A 16,801-nucleotide genomic window follows, 5' to 3' on the forward strand; every position below is an offset into this window, starting at 1 on the left:
CCGCTCAGGTCCGCGGCTTGGATGGTGCATCCAGACCGGCCGCGAGGTCCTTCAGCGTCAACCCCTCGAGGGCGTCGGAGAGTGCCGTTTCGATCGCGGATTCGACCCGGGCCACACCTGGCTCAGGCGACGCCTCGCGAAAGCCCGACCTGGTTTCCTCATGGCTGCGCACCTGCTCGAGCAGCTCCATGACAGGAATGCCCTCGGGCGCGCGTGACAGCACGAAGGCGGGTTGCTCCATGCCCTGGGGCAGGGTCCGAAGGATATAGCCGGCGTCTTCCAGCATGCCGAGAATGTGTCGGATATTTTCGTCCGGCAACTGGATGCGCTTGGACAGCAGCTCGCAGTCCCAAGGCGGCTCACCGGTCAAGTGGCGGTGCGTGATCTCCGCGGCGATCGACAAGGCCAAGCGCTCGCGCAGCCGGTTGCTGAGGCGCAGCTCGCGGCTCTCGATTGTCAGATATTCCGGATGCTGGTGATAGAAGGCCACGCTGGCGCCGATGAGCAGGATGAGCCAGCCCAGATAGACCCAGATCATGAAGAGCACCAGGATGGCCAGGCTGGAGTAGATTGCCATGTACCTGGTGGAGCCGGCCATGAAGTTGGAAAAGACCCCGCCGACGACCTCCCACAGCAGACCGGCGAGGAAGGCGCCGATCAGCGCAGAGGGGATGCGGACGCGCGTATTGGGCACGAACAGATAGACGAAGGCGAAGGTCAGCGAGATCATCACATAGGGCGCGAGGACGCCTGTGATCTCGATCAGCTTGCTCATGGGCGTCATGTGCATGACGGACTGCACGAAGGTGCTGCTTCCCAGCGAGGCGGATAGGCCGACCGCTGAGAAGAAGAGCACGGGTCCGATCAGGAGCACGCTGAGGTATTGGGTGAATCTCTGCCCCAGGGGGCGGATCTCGGTCACGCGCCAGGCGTAGTTGAAGGCCCCCTCGATCTTCTGGATCAGCGAGATGACCGTGTAGAGCAGCACGGCCAAGCCGACCGACCCCAGCACGCCGACCCTCATGTTGTCCACAAAGCTGATCAGGCGCTGCGTGATCTCCTGGGCGGATGCTCCAAGCGGCTCGAGGAAGCCCATCAGCAAGGGCTCGACCTGATTGTGGACGCCAAAGCCCTTGAGCACGGAGAAGCTCACGGCGAGCAGCGGCACCAGGGAGAGCAGCGTGGTGTAGACCAGGCTCATGGCGTGCAGGGACAGGTTGTCCTGGGTCAGGTCCCGCGTCACTGCGTAGAGTAGGCGCCCCATCCAGAGGAGCCTGGCCCGCCAGGGCGGAAGCTGTTGGAGGTCCGAGCCCCAGAGCAGATCATTGAGGCGTTTGGAGAGGGCAGGGGTGCGGTCCATGGCTTCCAGTATGGCTCGACGCGTGGTTGCTCAATTGTGACATGGACAGCGCCGCAGCGAGATTTTTGGCCTCAGCTTCGGCGCTGGTGGGATCCCGGATGGGTGTTCATCCTCGGTTGAGCCGTCGGCATCCAGCCCTCAGCCTTCAGCGGGGAAAATCGGGCACTTGCCTGCTGTCAATGCGCCGCTCGCGCCACCAAGGGCTCTCCCCCGAGACTCAGGCGTTTTCGGAATGCCGCCGTCCAAGCGCTGGTGCCGGTGCACGGCGGCAGATCCCCGGGCAGCTCTACGCGTGGCGGCTTTACCAGAAGGACCCATCGCAATGACGTTCTCGAAGCGACTCACAACGACTCTTGCTCTCAGAGCCATCCTTGCGCTCTTCGCGACACTTCTGCTCGATCTTCAAGCCCTAGCGGGCGAGCTGATGCGAGTTCCGGGAAGGCCCATGGCAGCGGAGTTCGAGCTGAGCGCGCCGGACGGCAGCGTCCACCGGCTGGCCGACTATCGCGGAGCACCCCTCATCCTGAACTTCTGGGCGACCTGGTGTCCGCCCTGCCGGGCCGAGATGCCATCGCTGCAGCGTGCCCATGAGCAGCTTGCGCAGGACGGCATCGGCGTCCTGGCGATCAACGTCGGCGAGGACCCGGAGACGGTCGATCGCTTTCGGCAGGACTTCAAGCTCGATCTTCCACTCCCGATCGATACGGATACCAGTGTCACGCAGGCGTATCCGATGCGGGGGCTGCCCACGACCTTCGTCATCGACGCCCAGGGTCGCCTGGCGTTGCGTGCCTCGGGCGAGCTGGCTTGGGATCACCCCGAGGTCCTCGAGCGGGTGCGTCGCTTGAAGTGATCCTGCGAGCTGGCTCGAGCCAAGGTGGATCGAGCCCCAAGGCGCAAAGGGCGCGAAGCGGAATTGGGCGCTGATTGGCGCGCGTCCCGAGGCGCCTTCTTGATGAATGCTGCTGTCCGAGCCGGCCACGGCCTTGCTCCTCCAGAGGGTGCGCTCGAGCGGCGCCAGGGGTGTCGAAAAGGGCTTGACAAAGCCAGGCTTTCGGTCATCTGCGCGTCTCCGTCTCGCTCGTCGCTTGATCTCTCAAGTGACTGTTTCAAAAGCCATTTGATCTCATATCCCGTCTGGCTAACAAGCTCGCCTATCCGTCCCGAGGCTTCGATGGATTTTTCCGTATCTGCAGAGCGCGGCGCACTGGTTAGACTAGCCAGCCGTGCTGGGTCAGCCCAGTCAAATCCATTCAGTCTCACAGGGCATTCGTGAATCCGAGCTTCGTTCATCTGCATCTCCATTCCGAGTATTCGCTGGTCGATGGACTGGTCCGGATCAAGCCGCTCGTCAAGGCCGCCGCGGCGGCTGGAACGCCGGCGGTTGCGGTCACCGACCAGGGCAATCTCTTCTCGCTGGTGCGCTTCTACAAGGCCGCGGTCGGTGCCGGGCTCAAGCCCATCGCCGGGGCGGATCTCTGGGTCCGCAATCCGGAAGATCCCAACCAGCCGCATCGGCTGGTGCTGCTCGTGCAGAGCGCGGATGGCTACCTCAATCTGACCAGGCTCATCTCGCGCAGCTATGTCGAAGGTCAGCGCCTCGGCATCCCCCTGGTCGAGCGCGACTGGATCCTGGAGGCGAGCGCGGGGCTGATCGCCCTTTCCGGCGGGCCGCGCGGCGAGGTGGCGCAGGCGCTCCTGAAGGGGCGGCCGGAGCTCGTCGATCAGGTGCTGGACCCTTGGCTGAAGGCCTTCGGCGACCGCTACTACCTGGAGCTGATCCGCACCGGGCGCGAGCATGAGGCGGAGCTGATCGAGTCGAGCGTCGATCTCGCCATTCGTCGCGGCGTGCCCGTGGTCGCGACCAACGACGTGCGCTTCATCGCGGCCTCCGACTTCGAGGCCCATGAGGCCCGCGTCTGCATCAACCAGGGCCGCACCCTGGACGACCCGCGCCGTCCCCGCGACTATAGCGAGGAGCAGTACCTGCGCACGCCCGAGGAGATGGCCGAGCTCTTCGCGGATCTGCCGGAGGCCTTGGAGAGCTCGGTCGAGATCGCCAAGCGCTGCAACCTCGAGCTGAAGCTGGGCGACAACTATCTGCCCGTCTTCCCGGTGCCCGAGGGCATGACCACCGAGAGCTTCTTCGCGGAGGAATCGCGCAAGGGGCTCGAGTGGCGACTGGATCGCACCTTCGACCGCGATGCCCCCGACTTCGCCGAGAAGCGCAAGGTCTACGACGAACGGCTGCAGATCGAGCTCGACGTCATCCTGCAGATGGGCTTCCCCGGCTACTTCCTCATCGTCGCGGACTTCATCCAGTGGGCCAAGGACAACGGCATCCCCGTGGGGCCGGGACGTGGCTCGGGTGCCGGGTCCCTGGTCGCCTACGCGCTCAAGATCACAGATCTGGATCCCATCGAGCACGACCTGCTGTTCGAGCGCTTCTTGAACCCCGAGCGCGTCTCCATGCCCGACTTCGACGTCGACTTCTGCATGGAGGGGCGCGACCGCGTCATCGACTATGTGGCGCGCAAATACGGGCGCGACGCCGTCTCCCAGATCATCACCTTCGGCACCATGGCGGCCAAGGCCGTGGTGCGCGACGTCGGGCGCGTCATGGGCCATCCCTACGGCTTCGTCGACAAGATCGCCAAGATGGTGCCCTTCGAGCTGGGCATGACGCTCGACAAGGCCTTGCAGGAGAGCGAGGACCTCAAGCGCGCCTATGATGACGACGAAGAGGTGCACGCCATCATCGACATGGCGCTCAAGCTGGAAGGGCTGACGCGCAACGCCGGCAAGCATGCCGGTGGCGTGGTCATCGCGCCGACCGTCCTGACCGACTTCGCGCCTCTCTACTGCGAGCCCGGTGGCGAGAACCTGGTGACCCAGTACGACAAGGACGACGTCGAGCAGGTCGGCCTGGTCAAGTTCGACTTCCTGGGGCTGCGCACCCTGACCATCATCGATTGGGCGCTCGAGACGATCAACGACGTCCGCGCGACGCAGGGCGAGCCGCCGATCGACATCAACCTCATCGACCCGCACGACGACGACGCCTTCGCGCTCCTCAAGCGCTGCGAGACGACCGCCGTCTTCCAGCTGGAGTCGCGCGGCATGAAGGAGCTGATCAAGAAGCTCCAGCCGGATAGCTTCGGCGACATCACGGCGCTCGTGGCCCTGTTCCGGCCCGGTCCGCTGCAGTCCGGCATGGTGGACGACTTCATCGACCGCAAGCACGGCCGCGCGGACGTCGCCTATCCGCACCCGGATCTCGAGCCCATCCTCAAGCCGACCTACGGGATCATCCTCTACCAAGAGCAGGTCATGCAGATCGCCCAGGTGCTGGCCGGCTATTCGCTTGGCGGCGCGGACCTCCTGCGTCGCGCCATGGGCAAGAAGAAGCAGTCCGAGATGGACAAGCAGCGCGCCATCTTCATGGAGGGCTCGGGCAAGCGGGGCGTCGATCCGGACACCGCCACCTACATCTTCGATCTGATGGACAAGTTTGCCGGCTACGGCTTCAACAAGTCCCACTCCGCCGCCTACGCCCTGGTCAGCTACCAGACGCTCTGGCTCAAGGCGCACTATCCGGCGGCCTTCATGGCCGCGGTGCTGAGCGCGGATATGGACAATACCGACAAGGTCGTCACCCTGATCGACGAGTGCCGGGAGATGAAGCTCCAGGTGGAGCCGCCGGCCATCAACCGCTCCGCCTACCAGTTCACCATCGCCGATGAGCGCACCGTCATCTACGGCATGGGCGCCATCAAGGGCGTCGGCGAGTCCGCCATCGAGGCCATGATCCAGGCACGGGAGGAGGGCGGCCCCTTCCGCGATCTCTGGGACTTCTGCTGCCGCATCGATCTGCACAAGGTCAATCGCCGCGTGCTCGAGGCCCTGATCCGCGCCGGTGCCCTCGACGAGCTCGGCCCCAACCGCGCCACCCTCATGGCCCACCTGCCGCTGGCGCTCAAGGCGGCCGAGCAGTACAACGCCACCAAGGCGGCAGGACAGGCCGATCTCTTCGGCGCGCTCGAGCCGACCGCGGCCCCGGCACCGGATCCGCAGCTGGTCGGCGAGGTCAAGGCGGACTGGGAGGACGAGCAGCGTCTGCAGGGTGAGAAAGAGACCCTCGGCCTCTACCTCACCGGCCATCCGATCGACCGCTACGACGCGGAGCTGAATGCCATGTCCGGCATGCGCATCGCGAAGCTCCTGGAGTCCGATCGCGATCTGGGGCGACGCGACCGCCGCGATCGGGAGAAGCGCACCGTCATCGGGCTGGTCGTCAGCGTGCGTCACGGCAAGACGCAGCGCGGGCGCATGGGCTCGATCGTGCTCGATGACCGCACCGGCCGCATCGAGGCCGCCGTCTTTTCCGAGCTCTACGAGCAGACGCGCCAGCTCCTGGTGCCGGACCAGATCCTCAGCGTAACCGGCAGCCTCAACTTCGACGAGTATCGTGACGCCTGGTCGGTGCGGGCCGACAGCATCCGCACCTTCGAGGAGGCGCGGGAATCCAGCGCGGATCACCTCCAGCTCATCCTCGATCTCTCGGACGCCGAGGCGCATGCCCAGGGCAGGGCGAAGCTCGCCGCCCTGAGAGAGGCCCTCTCGGCCTTTCGCGAGGGCGATACGCCCATCCGCCTGACCTATCGCCGGCCGGGCGCCCAGGGTGAGCTGATGCTGGGCAGCGACTGGCGCGTCCAGCCGGCGGACTCCCTGCTCAAGCGACTGCGCAAGCTGCTCGGGCCGGACTGCGTGCGCGTCTCCTACGAGCGCCCGGCGTTGGCTGCGCCAGCGCCGGAGATGCGGGAGCCGGCCCTGATGGCGGTTTCCTGAAATCCAGAAGCTCGGGTTGAGCCGCCAAGCGCACCAAGATCGCAAAGGGTCTGAATGCGTCGCGTAGGCGCAAAACTGGCCGCTGGAGGCTGGGAGCTGACAGCGCTTTGAGACTGACCTGCAGGAGGCCCTGGACCATATGAGCGCCGTCTTCATCGCCCGGCGGGTCGTCGCCGTCGCCTTCTTCGTCGCGGCAGCCGTCCTGACGGTGCAGCTCGTTACGGACCTCAACCGCATCAAGGTCCTCAAGACCGATCTCGCCGAGGTCCATCACGTCCGCTACGGACTGCTGGACGCGGACGAGTGGGTCGATCGGATCTCAGCGGTCATCGAGAAGCGGGTGAGCGAGCTCGACCTGACCGAGGAGAACCGCCCCCAGGTGGTCAAGGCGGTCGAGCAGGTCCTGGATACCATGCTCACCGAGATCGAGCGCTATCTGCGCCGACGCAACCTCAGGAGCGGCGGGAGCTGGATGGACCAGCTGCAGGGCGCGCTGCAGCAGGGTTTGCAAGACATGCTGATCGACTTCCGCAAGCTGAGGCGGCAGGTGCCCCAGTACGCCGAGATCGTGGTCGACCAGCTCAGCAAGCCCGAGGTCAAGGAGGAGATCAAGGCGCAGTTGACCAAGCTCATCCGCCAGACCTCGGACGCGACCTTCGCCAAGGTGGATCGCTCGGCGCTGAATGCGCTCATGCAGCGCTATGGCTGCGCCGACCGGGACAGCTGCACCACGACGCTCGAAACCCGAATCGACGCCGATGAAGGACCCCTGCGGCAGCGGCTGGCGATCCTCTTCGCTCTGATCCTGCTGCTCTTTCTGCTGTGCATATCGGGCCGGGCCAAGGGCGCAGACGGGGAAGGCGCGGCTGGGCGAGCGGGCTTCGATCCCTTCAAGCTCTTCCTCCTGACCGGCGCCACCGTGATCCTGCTGTTGGGCGGCATTCTCACACCCATGATCGAGATCCAGGCCAGCATCACCGAGCTGCAGCTGACCTTCTTGGACGAGCCCATCGTCTTCACGAATCAGGTCCTCTACTTCCAGACCAAGAGCATCTTCGAGGTCGTGCGCATCCTGGTCGAGACCAGGGCCGCGGACATGCTGCTGGTGGCCGTGCTCATCACCCTCTTCAGTGTGATCTTCCCCGCCATCAAGGTAATGACCACCTACCTCTATTACTTCGACCTGCGCCGGTCGCGAAGCTCGGCCCTGGTGCGCTTCTTCGCCTTGCGCTCCGGCAAGTGGTCCATGGCGGACGTCCTGGTCATCGCCATCTTCATGGCCTATCTCGGCTTCGACGGACTCATCGGCAGCCAGCTTAGGAGCCTCACACGGGGGGCGGATGACGGCGGCGCGTCCGCCACCGCGCTCGGGACGCAGATTCTGACCACCAATGGCACGGCGCTGGAGCCTGGCTTCTACCTCTTCCTCGGCTTCGTGCTGGCAAGTCTCTTCTTATCGGCTACGCTGGAGAGGCATTTCGGTGAGACCCATCCAAGCTGATTGAGGAGATATCGGAGGCTGGTCGTGTCTTCGCTCAAGTCGTACAGGCGGTGTCTTGGCGCGGCTGTGCTCGGTGGCAGCGCCCTCTTGCTGTCGATCGGCCTTGTGGTCGGCGCGGAATGGACCGGGACCCTGCAGGACGGATCGCGGATCGAGGTCGACCCCTCGACGCATCGCGCCTGGCGCACGGATCAGGGGCAGCGAGCGCCGCTTTGGGACGGTGTCCATCGGCTGGAGGATGGCTCAGTGGTCATCGTCCGCGACGGCACGGCGATCCCGAGCCAAGGCATGCTCGACGCCTGGGAGCCCAGCACGCCCGTCACCCTGCTACCTGGCTCCTCGGCCTGCTACCAGCTGGTCGATCGCGTCTGCGGAAAGGATTTCCGCTGCAGCCTCGCCGAGCCCTGCCGCCTGGCCAACGAGCTCGTCGATCTGGCCAAGGAAGAGCTGAAAGGCAAGCCCACCCCTCTGTCCGACAGCAGCATCGAAGCCCAATGCCGCGAGGCGCTGACGAACGACTTCTTCGTGCCCTGCGAATCCGGGACGACGCCCTAGTCCGATTCCCCCCGGCAAGAATGCGGAAACCCCTTGCTAATGATGTTATTGCAGCTCATGGGCTAGCATGCAGGGAAGGACGTGGCTGCGAATGCGCTCATCGTTCTTGTGACAAGCCGGACGGATCACTCGTTGAACGGCCTTGAGATTGCGAAAGGCGCGCGCGAGGATGTGGTCTTCGCCTGCCACCAGTCGAGATTGCCCCGACTCCGACCTCACCCTCCGCTCTTCGGGCGAGTCGCCCACGAGAAGGCCCTGATTTTCTGCGCCACGGATCTGCATGCGGACATGGTCGAGCGTCTGCTGGACGCGGCCTTCAAGGACCTCTGGGGCGACGCCTACAACGAGGCATCGGTCCGGAAGATCACCGGCGCGAGCGACAAGGTGGACGCGCTCATCCGCCGCTACAAGAACGAGCGCTACCCCAGCATCGCCATCACAGTGGACCTGCTCACCACCGGCATCGACGTGCCGGCCATTTGCCATCTGGTGTTCCTGCGCCGCGTCCGCTCACGCATTCTCTACGAGCAGATGCTGGGCCGCGCCACGCGTCGCTGCGACGACATCGGCAAGACCGTCTTCAAGATCTACGACCCGGTAGACATCTACGCCGCGCTCCGCGATGTCAGCACCATGAAACCACTGGTCAAGGATCCCGGCGTTACGGTCGAGCAACTGATTCGGGAGCTCCTGGACCCGAGAAGCCTCGACGCCCCCGGCAGTCAGCCGGACAGCAGCCATGCCGACGACGTCCTGGCTGCGCTCTCCCAAAAGATGATGCGGATACTGCGCAAAGCCGACAGCCGAGCCGAGCGGCGTGAAGACATCCGGGCCAAGCTGAAGGAGCTGGAGCAGCTCTGGGGTGTCGAGCCTGGCAAGCTGCACCAGCAACTGCATCAGCTCGGCCCGCGTCAGGCCGGAGACTTCGTCAAGACACACGCCAACCTGGTCCAGCAGCTCGCCGAGGTCAACACTCTGCTCGGCACCGAGAGATACCCCCTCATCTCGGACCACAAGGACGAGCTGCTGGTCCGCGATCAGAGCTACGGCGATCACGCCAAGCCCGAGGATTATCTCGAAAGCTTCAATGCCTTCATCAGGGACCAGCTGAACCAGTCCGCCGCCCTGGCCGTCGTCGTCAACCGTCCGCGCGACCTGACCCGCGAGCAGCTCAAGGACGTGCGCCTGCTGTTGGACCAGAACGGATTCTCCGAAGCCAAGCTCAAGACCGCCTGGCGCAACCAAAGCAACCAGGACATCGCCGCCAGCATCATCGGCCACATTCGCCAAGCCGCTTTGGGCGAGGCGCTGATCCCCTTCGAGCAACGCGTCGCCCGCGCCATGGAAGGCATCTACGCCTCCCATGCCTGGACGCCCGTGCAACGCAAATGGCTGGAGCGGCTGGCCAAGCAGCTGGCCTTCGAGGTCATCATCGAGCGCGGGTTCGTCAATGCGCGCTTTGCCGACAAGGGCGGCGCGAAGCAGCTCGACAAGGTGCTCGGTAACCGGCTCGATGAGGTACTGGATGAGATTGCCGATCATCTCTGGCAGCAACCGGCCTGACTGGGTGCGTCAAGGGTTTCTTGCGCCTCGTCCGTGCCTGAGCACCAACGGCCAAAGTCGCCCTCAAGCGGGCTCCTACGCGGCGATCACCTTAGGAGCCCACTTGCGGGCGACGTCGGCACATAGGGACATTGTCGATGGCCACCTCCTTGAATTGATCGGTACAAGGCGTACAAATGTCCTTTGTTCGCGAACAGCGAACGCGACGCCTACCCAGCCCCTCGCCATGAAGAGTCAAGACATCGTGCTGCTGCTCAAGCTCGTGACGCAACGCCAGCCGTGCGCCCAGCAACAGCTCGCCCGGAGCCAGGCTCAGCTGGGACCCTTGCCGCACGACTGGCAAGGCTGGGAGCAAGAGGATGGCACTGTCATCGAGGACCTGGATCAGGCGAAAGCGCCCGAGCGGGCACTGACCATTCGCGGTCTCGAAGCCTCCCTGAATCTGAGCAAGAGCGAGGTCAGCCAATCATTGCGCCGGTCCATGGCCGTGGGTCTGGCCATGCGCTCGCGCTCGGACGGCTTGCCGCAAGCCAACGTCAGTGCCTTGCTTCAATTCATCCTCCACGGTCTCAAATACGTGTTCCCCGCGACACCCGCGAGGGTGGTGCGGGGTATTCCGACCGGATTCGCGGCTCCGGTGCTGCGCGGGGCCGTTGCCGGGGCCGAGCAATGGGTGTGGCCCGACCCGCTGGGCACCGCCTCCGGGCAGACCATCGCCCCCCTCTACCGCTCCGTGCCCAAGGCCGTCAGGCAAGATGCCCAGCTCTACACCATGCTGGCGTTGATCGATGCCATACGCCTCGGTCGGCCGCGCGAGCAGTCCGAGGCCGCCCGCATCCTCGAAATGCTGCTGCAGCCGCGATGAGTGACATCGAGCGACAGCAACGCGACATGCTCCTGCGGGTCGCTCGGGCCTTGCCGCCGGACCTGCTCGAGCGCATGCCCTTCGTCGGCGGCTCCACCACGGCGCTCCTGCTGAACGATCCCATTGCGCGACAAGGCATTCGCTATACGCTGGACGTCGATCTCATCGTCGGCACCGACGGGCGCGGGCATTGGGCCAGGATCCAGGACCGGCTGCGCCAATGCGGATTCCGCGAGTCCCCGGAGGACGACATCATTTGCCGGATGCGCCTCGACGAGCTCATCGTCGACTTCATGCCCACTGATGCCAGCATCCTGGGCTTCACCAATCGCTGGTACCGCCGGGCACTGGAGACCTCGCAGCCATACCGGCTGGACCATGACCTTTGCATCAACCTGCTCGATCCCGTCTACTTCGTCGCCACCAAGCTGGATGCATTCAAGGGCCGTGGCAACGACGATCCCCTGCGCAGTCACGACCTGGAAGACATCCTCACCCTGGTGGACGGACGCAAGGCGCTCGGTGACGAGATCGCCGCAGCGGACCAGGACGTCAGTACCTCTATCGCCCAAGAATTCGCCTGCCTGCTGCGGCATCCAGACTTCGACTACGCCATCGCCGGAAACATCACCGACCCTGGCCGCGCCGACATCGTCTGGGAGCGCTGGCGGCGTATCGCCCAAGAAAACGAGCACGACCGCCCATGACCGACAACCACATCGTCCAAAAGCTCTGGAGCCTCTGCGACGTCCTGCGCGACGACGGCATCAACTACTCCAACTACGTCACCGAGCTGGTGCTGCAAGAAGTACACGAAAGAGCTCAAGCAGGATGCCGTGAGACTGGTCACCCTCAAGTGGGTCAAGATAAGTGGCCGTGGCTGGATCAGTTTAGGTGGCCATTAACAGTTACAGAGCCAGAGAGCCAGGTTAACGCTCGGCGGGACCAGCTTGGATCCAAGGAAATCGACCGCAAAACTTCAGGCGCATCGGCTCAGCACCGCTGAGCACTGTGTCTTGTGAGCCTGGCGCGGGCGTAGGCTTGTAGGCTTGGCGGATCACCTCGGCGAGGCCATGGGTGGCGAGCGGGTGGCCCTGCGGCGCGATACACCGCGCGAACAGCTCTCGAGCGCAGGGCGGACGAAGGCAGACCTCTCATGAGCTGGAGCAGCGCGCGTTCGTCCCAGCTGAACGTTTGTCTCCCGCCACCCTGGGATCCACTCCGCCAAGGCGCGAGCGCTGATCCGGCTATGCTCGGGCGACGTGCTCCCAAGGCCCGCCGATTTCGCAGGCTTGTCCAAGGCTCATGTTGCGGGGCCGCGCGCGTTCGCCTCAGCCAAACATATCCGCTGTGATGTTCCTGAACCAATCGTGTGCGAATCGTGCTTCGATGGCACGGGTGCGTGCATCGGCATCCATGGGGGACAGGCCCCCGGCACCTTCGATGCCGACGATCTGTCCGTCCTCCAAGTCATAGACACCAGCCACTGAAATGCCATGATCCGGCGTGATGAGGCTGTAGCAGGTGTTGACATAGGACGGCTCGGGAGCGGCCTGTCCGGCGATCTCAGCGGCGATGGCGGCGGCGCAGACCTTTCCCTGGGAATTCGCCGAGTAGCCGGACTTGGGCATGACACCGGCGATGCAGGAGTCCCCGATGACGTGGATGTCTGGGTGCAGGGTCGAGGCAAAGGTCTTTTGATCGACGGGGCACCAGCCGGACGCGTCCGTCAGACCCGCGCTGACCGCCAGCGCACCGGCGCGCTGTGGCGGGATGGGGCTCACCACATTGCCGTGGAAGTCTTCGACCGTGCCGATCAAGGCCCCCGTCTTCGGGTCGATGGCCTCGACGATGCCGCCGGCGGCGCCGGACACCCATTCGATCATGTCTCCATAGTGCTGCTTCCAGCCCGCCTGGAAGAGCCCTTGCTTGGAGAAGGCGTCCTTGGCGTCGAGGATGATGATCTTCGACTTGGGCTTGTGCTGCTTGAAGTAGTGGGCGACCTGGGCCGCGCGCTCGTAAGGGCCGGGCGGGCAGCGGAAGGGGTTGGGCGGCGCGGAGATGATGAAGACGCCGCCGTCGTCCATGGCCTCGAGCTGCTGGCGCAGCTTGAGCGTCTGCGGGCCGGCCTTCCAGGCGTGCGGGAAGCGCTCGGCGACTTCCTCGGTGAGACCCTCGATGGCGTCCCAGCGGAAGCTGACCCCGGGCGAGAGGATCAGCTTGTCATAGTTGTAGCGATTGCCGCTGCTGCCGCGCACGAAGTGCTGCTCCGCATCGATCTCAGTGATCTCGTCCTGCATGATGGCGATGCCGCGCCGGGTGAGGCCGCGGAAATCGAAGGTCAGTGCGTCCAGGCTGCGGTCGCCGCTCAGGACCTCATTGCTCATGGGGCAGGAGCGAAAGACGGGCTCCTTTTCGACCAGGGTGACGCGGATCTCCGGATCCGCCATCTGCAGATACTTGGCCGCGATGGCGCCGCCGAAGCCGCCGCCGACGACCACCACACGCGCCTTGGGTGCCGCGTGGACCCGTCGGGCAGGCGACGTCAACAAAGCCGCGCTCGCGGCCAGCGCGGAGGTCTTGAGAAAGGCCCTGCGTCCAAGATCAGTCATCGCCATCGTCCCCCTATTTCTCGCTCTCGTAGAAGCGCGCAAGCGCCGCGATCTCCGCATCGGAAAGCTCCATGACGCGCTCGCCCATCTTGCGCGGGCGGCAGCGGTGGCCGATCTCGCGGCAGGCCTCCAGGGCGTATTCGAGATAGCCGGCCCACTGACCGGCGAGACGGGGTGACTTGTCTTCCTGCTCGCGGCCGCCGTCCTCATGGCAGGTCTCGCACTGACGCGCGTGGATGTCCCTGGCGATGTGCAGGTCCGTGGCGACCGCGACGCGATCCGTCGAGACCCAGGGCTGAGCGGCGAAGTAGGCGGCGATGGCGTGGATCTCCCGATCCGTGTAGCCGCGCATGATGCGGCCCATGATGGTCGAGCCTCTGACCCCCGTCTTGTAGTCGCGCAGCACATCGTAGAGATAGCCGTTGTCCATGCCGCCGATGGTCGGCATCTGCTCTCCGGCGCTCGCGCCATGGGTGCTGTGACAGCCGGCGCAGGTGTTCGCGAGCATGCTGGCGGAGCGCACCCCTTCGGCCGCGGCGGCGGAGCTCAGCGTCAGACCGACCGCGAGCAGGGTTGATGACATGCGGAGTCTCATCAGGCTTCTCCTTCGGGTGGGTCCTCTGGACGGCAGGCGCACGGCCGTCCTGCCGAGGTTTCTCGTTTGCCCCGACTCTCACTGACGTCTCCGGTCAGGACCTTGATTTCGATCAAGTTCGCCGAGCCGACGCAGGGAGTCGCGATCGGCTCGCTAGATTTGAGGTAAATCAAGGCCGACCGCCGGTTCTCTGGGCAACTTGAGGGCGTTGCGCGATGGAGAGCGGCGCAGGCCATGCTGTCCGGTCTGTGCACGGGAGACGCATGTCGTTCGCGTGTCCCGCAGGTGGGGGAGAGATGGGCCGCCGGTGCCTTGCCGGGGTGCTCCTCCCGAAGGTTGGGGACACAGCGTCCTGTGGGTGCGCCAGCGGATTCGAAGGGGTCTGTCTCGGCGCACGAGCAGCCAAGAACGAAATCAGGAGTGCGTTATGAAGCGACAGCCGCGAGAGTTCGGCTCGAGCAAGCTGTTCGAGCTAGCCATCGCTTTGGGTCTACTGGCCATGGCAGCCAGCGTTCAGGCGGCCCGCCCGGGCGGAGAGCTGGGCGTGGACTGGGGAGATCCGCGTGGACAGGAATGCGTCGACTGCCACATGACCGAGAGCCCGGGACTCTACTGGGAGTGGAACAACAGCCAGCACGGCCAGGCGGGCGTGACCTGCCTGGATTGCCATGAGGCGAAGGAGGGTGACATCGACGGCTTCGCCCACGAAGACGCACTCATCTCCATCGTGGTCACGCCCAAGGACTGCTCGAACTGTCACAAGGTCGAGTTCGAGGAGATGGACGGCTCCCACCACGCCAAGGGCGGACAGATTCTCGCGTCCTTGGACAATCTCCTCGGTGAGGTCGTCGGCGGCCCCGCGGCGGTGAACGCCGGCTGCCGTCAATGTCATGGGTCTGAGCTCGAGTTCATCACCGAGGGCAAGGACAAGGGCCGCCCGACCCCCGGCAGTTGGCCGAATACCGGCATCGGGCGCATCAACCCGGACGGCAGTCTCGGCTCCTGCACGGCCTGCCACGGCCGCCATCGCTTCTCCCGCGCCCAGGCACGCACACCGGACACCTGCGGCAAGTGCCACGTCGGTCCCGACCACCCGCAGATCGAGATCTACAACGAGTCCAAACACGGCATCATCTATCACGCCAAGGTCGATGAGATGAACCTGGAGTCCGACAAGTGGGTTGCCGGCGTCGACTACAGCGCGGCGCCGACCTGCGCGACCTGCCACATGAGCGCGGCGCCAGGTATCCGCAAGACGCACAATGTCGGCGAGCGTATCTCATGGACGCTGCGCCCGCCCATCTCGACCAAGATCAACCTGGTCCGGCTCGAGAACGGCGACGAGTTCGACGTCCCGGAGGGCAAGGAGATCCCCAAGGTGGGTGATGCCGCCAAGGGCTCGACCGTGATCGAGGTGATGACCTGGAAAGACCGCCGCTCCCAGATGGAGGGTGTCTGTTTCGGCTGTCACTCGACCAGTGTGATCGAGGGCCATTACAAGCAGTTCGACGACGTTGTGGAGCTCTACAACGAGAAGTTCGCCAAGCCGATCGCTGGCGCCATGGCCGAGCTGAAGGAAGGCGGCTACATCACCCCGGCGCCCTTCGACGACAAGATCGAGTGGGTCTGGTGGGAGATCTGGCACCACGAGGGCCGCCGCGCTCGGCATGGCGCCTCCATGAACGGCCCGGACTACACCTGGTGGCACGGCATCTATGACGTGGCCAAGAATACCTACTTCGAGTGGATCCCGGAGCTCAAGGAGGTGGTGCACAAGAAGGACGGCAACGAGAAGTTCGCCGAAGCCCTGCTGGAGAAGCACTTCGCGGCCAACGAAGGCCACGACTGGTACTTCAACGGCATGAGCAAGGAGCAGCTCGATAACGTCCGCAAGGGCTTCGAGGCCAGGTATGGCAAGGGGGCGTTGAAGTAGGGGGTACGCGCGAGGCGCCAGTCGGGGGGCTGGCGCCTCGCGGTCTCCCGAGGGTCAACACAGACTTGCCCGACGATAGGTGCACAAAGATGCGACTCCTTTTCGTGCTGCTCATGCTCATCGCGATCCCAGTCTCCGCCGCTGATGTCGGCGATCTGGTCCGCGAGGGCGAAGCCAAGCTGCAGGCCGGCGAGATCGACGCCGCCGCCGTCATCCTCGAGCGCGCGGTCGAGCTGGATGCCGACTCGGCGCTCGCACGCACCCGGCTCGGCGGCGCCTTGCTCCTCAAGCAAGATCAGCCGGCGGCCATCGCGCGATTTCGCCAGGCCATCGCCCTCGATGCCCGCAACGCCGATGCCTTCGTCGGCATGGCCGTCGCGGAGCTCCATCTCGGTCGCTACAGCCTTGCGCGCGCCGCCCTGGAAGAGGCCAAGGCGATTGCGCCCAAGAAGGCGGGTGAGGTCGATTCGGTGATTGCCTGGATCGACGCGCGCACCGCCCAGGCGGCGGGCGACTAGGCCTGCGATTGTGTCGGGCGCTCCCGGCGCACCAGGGCGTCTTCCGATCTTCTCCGGCGACGGCCGCTCGCCAAGGGTGTCAGCCACAGAGGCCCCGCGCGTCCGCCAACTCCATCCGCTGGCAGCCCGCCTTCAAACAGGTGATCTACGGCAACGACGCCGGCTGAATCGCATCCGCCTCACCCCGCGAACCGGTAGTCAAACGGATGTGAGGCCGCGCCGGAGCCAGATCAGGTTGTTTCCAAGTCACGCCTGGCTGGCTATTCGCTCGCGCTCCGTCGACTGACCGCTTGGGCAAGGCGAACGGGGGCCGAAGCCCCCGTCTTTGTCAGCATTGCTCAGGCTCACTTGAGCCTTAGAACAGAGAGACCTGACCGCTGATGCCGTTCTGCGTCTGGCTGCTGCTATTGATGTTGAAGCCGCCGGTCGCGCCGCTCTGATCGACCGCGAC

At 64.9% G+C, this 16,801-nt stretch carries 13 protein-coding genes; 10 read left to right on the forward strand and 3 right to left on the reverse strand.

Annotation, left to right across the window (positions count from 1 at the left end; all coding sequences use genetic code 11):
• Positions 1 to 4 precede the first annotated feature (4 nt).
• On the reverse strand, positions 5 to 1,360 hold the full coding sequence (locus G3446_RS16050) for a YhjD/YihY/BrkB family envelope integrity protein (protein ID WP_164453845.1): 1,356 nt from the start codon (positions 1,358 to 1,360) through the stop codon (positions 5 to 7).
• A gap of 445 nt (positions 1,361 to 1,805) precedes the next feature.
• On the opposite strand from G3446_RS16050, the gene G3446_RS16055 reads away from it, so the two are divergent.
• The 8 genes from G3446_RS16055 to G3446_RS16090 all read left to right on the forward strand — a co-directional run bounded on the left by G3446_RS16055 (position 1,806) and on the right by G3446_RS16090 (position 11,698).
• The gene (locus G3446_RS16055) at positions 1,806 to 2,213 is read left to right on the forward strand and encodes a peroxiredoxin family protein (protein ID WP_245232547.1); all 408 of its coding nucleotides are present in this window, start codon (positions 1,806 to 1,808) and stop codon (positions 2,211 to 2,213) included.
• Between the two features lie 419 nt (positions 2,214 to 2,632).
• A complete protein-coding gene (dnaE, locus tag G3446_RS16060; RefSeq protein WP_164453847.1) occupies positions 2,633 to 6,208 on the forward strand; it encodes a DNA polymerase III subunit alpha in 3,576 nt (1,191 codons plus the stop codon).
• 139 nt (positions 6,209 to 6,347) lie between these two features.
• Positions 6,348 to 7,709, forward strand: a complete 1,362-nt coding sequence (locus G3446_RS16065) for a paraquat-inducible protein A (RefSeq protein ID WP_164453848.1) — start codon at positions 6,348 to 6,350, stop codon at positions 7,707 to 7,709.
• Between the two features lie 24 nt (positions 7,710 to 7,733).
• Complete coding sequence (locus G3446_RS16070; protein ID WP_164453849.1) at positions 7,734 to 8,264, forward strand: hypothetical protein; 531 nt, start codon at positions 7,734 to 7,736, stop codon at positions 8,262 to 8,264.
• A 132-nt stretch (positions 8,265 to 8,396) separates the two neighbouring features.
• Positions 8,397 to 9,827, forward strand: coding sequence for a type I restriction-modification enzyme R subunit C-terminal domain-containing protein (locus G3446_RS16075; RefSeq protein ID WP_209262463.1), 1,431 nt, complete (start codon positions 8,397 to 8,399; stop codon positions 9,825 to 9,827).
• Positions 9,828 to 10,053: 226 nt separating this feature from the next.
• Positions 10,054 to 10,692, forward strand: a complete 639-nt coding sequence (locus G3446_RS16080; protein ID WP_164453850.1) for a transcriptional regulator — start codon at positions 10,054 to 10,056, stop codon at positions 10,690 to 10,692.
• Complete coding sequence (locus G3446_RS16085; RefSeq protein ID WP_164453851.1) at positions 10,689 to 11,399, forward strand: hypothetical protein; 711 nt, start codon at positions 10,689 to 10,691, stop codon at positions 11,397 to 11,399. The genes G3446_RS16080 and G3446_RS16085 overlap by 4 nt, the downstream gene beginning before the upstream one ends.
• A complete protein-coding gene (locus tag G3446_RS16090) occupies positions 11,396 to 11,698 on the forward strand; it encodes a hypothetical protein (protein WP_164453827.1) in 303 nt (100 codons plus the stop codon). Before G3446_RS16085 ends, G3446_RS16090 begins: the two co-directional genes overlap by 4 nt.
• 325 nt (positions 11,699 to 12,023) lie before the next feature.
• On the opposite strand, the gene G3446_RS16095 is transcribed toward G3446_RS16090, so the two are convergent.
• Positions 12,024 to 13,304 (reverse strand): NAD(P)/FAD-dependent oxidoreductase, encoded by a 1,281-nt coding sequence (locus G3446_RS16095; RefSeq protein WP_164453852.1) that lies wholly within the window; start codon positions 13,302 to 13,304, stop codon positions 12,024 to 12,026.
• A 13-nt stretch (positions 13,305 to 13,317) separates the two neighbouring features.
• Positions 13,318 to 13,887 (reverse strand): c-type cytochrome, encoded by a 570-nt coding sequence (locus tag G3446_RS16100; RefSeq protein WP_245232548.1) that lies wholly within the window; start codon positions 13,885 to 13,887, stop codon positions 13,318 to 13,320.
• Positions 13,888 to 14,326: 439 nt separating this feature from the next.
• On the opposite strand from G3446_RS16100, the gene G3446_RS16105 reads away from it, so the two are divergent.
• Entirely contained in the window at positions 14,327 to 15,832 is a 1,506-nt protein-coding gene (locus G3446_RS16105; RefSeq protein WP_164453854.1) for a multiheme c-type cytochrome, read from the forward strand.
• A gap of 89 nt (positions 15,833 to 15,921) precedes the next feature.
• Positions 15,922 to 16,350, forward strand: coding sequence for a tetratricopeptide repeat protein (locus G3446_RS16110; protein ID WP_164453855.1), 429 nt, complete (start codon positions 15,922 to 15,924; stop codon positions 16,348 to 16,350).
• Positions 16,351 to 16,801 lie beyond the last annotated feature (451 nt).

Source organism: Thiorhodococcus minor (genome assembly GCF_010820565.1).
GTDB lineage: Bacteria > Pseudomonadota > Gammaproteobacteria > Chromatiales > Chromatiaceae > Thiorhodococcus > Thiorhodococcus minor.

Coding starts and splice junctions, on each gene's coding strand:
- G3446_RS16050 (WP_164453845.1), bottom strand. CDS start 1,360: ATGGACCGCACCCCTGCCCTCTCCAAACGCCTCAATGATCTGCTCTGG.
- G3446_RS16055 (WP_245232547.1), top strand. CDS start 1,806: ATGGCAGCGGAGTTCGAGCTGAGCGCGCCGGACGGCAGCGTCCACCGG.
- G3446_RS16065 (WP_164453848.1), top strand. CDS start 6,348: ATGAGCGCCGTCTTCATCGCCCGGCGGGTCGTCGCCGTCGCCTTCTTC.
- G3446_RS16080 (WP_164453850.1), top strand. CDS start 10,054: ATGAAGAGTCAAGACATCGTGCTGCTGCTCAAGCTCGTGACGCAACGC.
- G3446_RS16085 (WP_164453851.1), top strand. CDS start 10,689: ATGAGTGACATCGAGCGACAGCAACGCGACATGCTCCTGCGGGTCGCT.
- G3446_RS16090 (WP_164453827.1), top strand. CDS start 11,396: ATGACCGACAACCACATCGTCCAAAAGCTCTGGAGCCTCTGCGACGTC.
- G3446_RS16095 (WP_164453852.1), bottom strand. CDS start 13,304: ATGACTGATCTTGGACGCAGGGCCTTTCTCAAGACCTCCGCGCTGGCC.
- G3446_RS16100 (WP_245232548.1), bottom strand. CDS start 13,887: ATGTCATCAACCCTGCTCGCGGTCGGTCTGACGCTGAGCTCCGCCGCC.
- G3446_RS16105 (WP_164453854.1), top strand. CDS start 14,327: ATGAAGCGACAGCCGCGAGAGTTCGGCTCGAGCAAGCTGTTCGAGCTA.
- G3446_RS16110 (WP_164453855.1), top strand. CDS start 15,922: ATGCGACTCCTTTTCGTGCTGCTCATGCTCATCGCGATCCCAGTCTCC.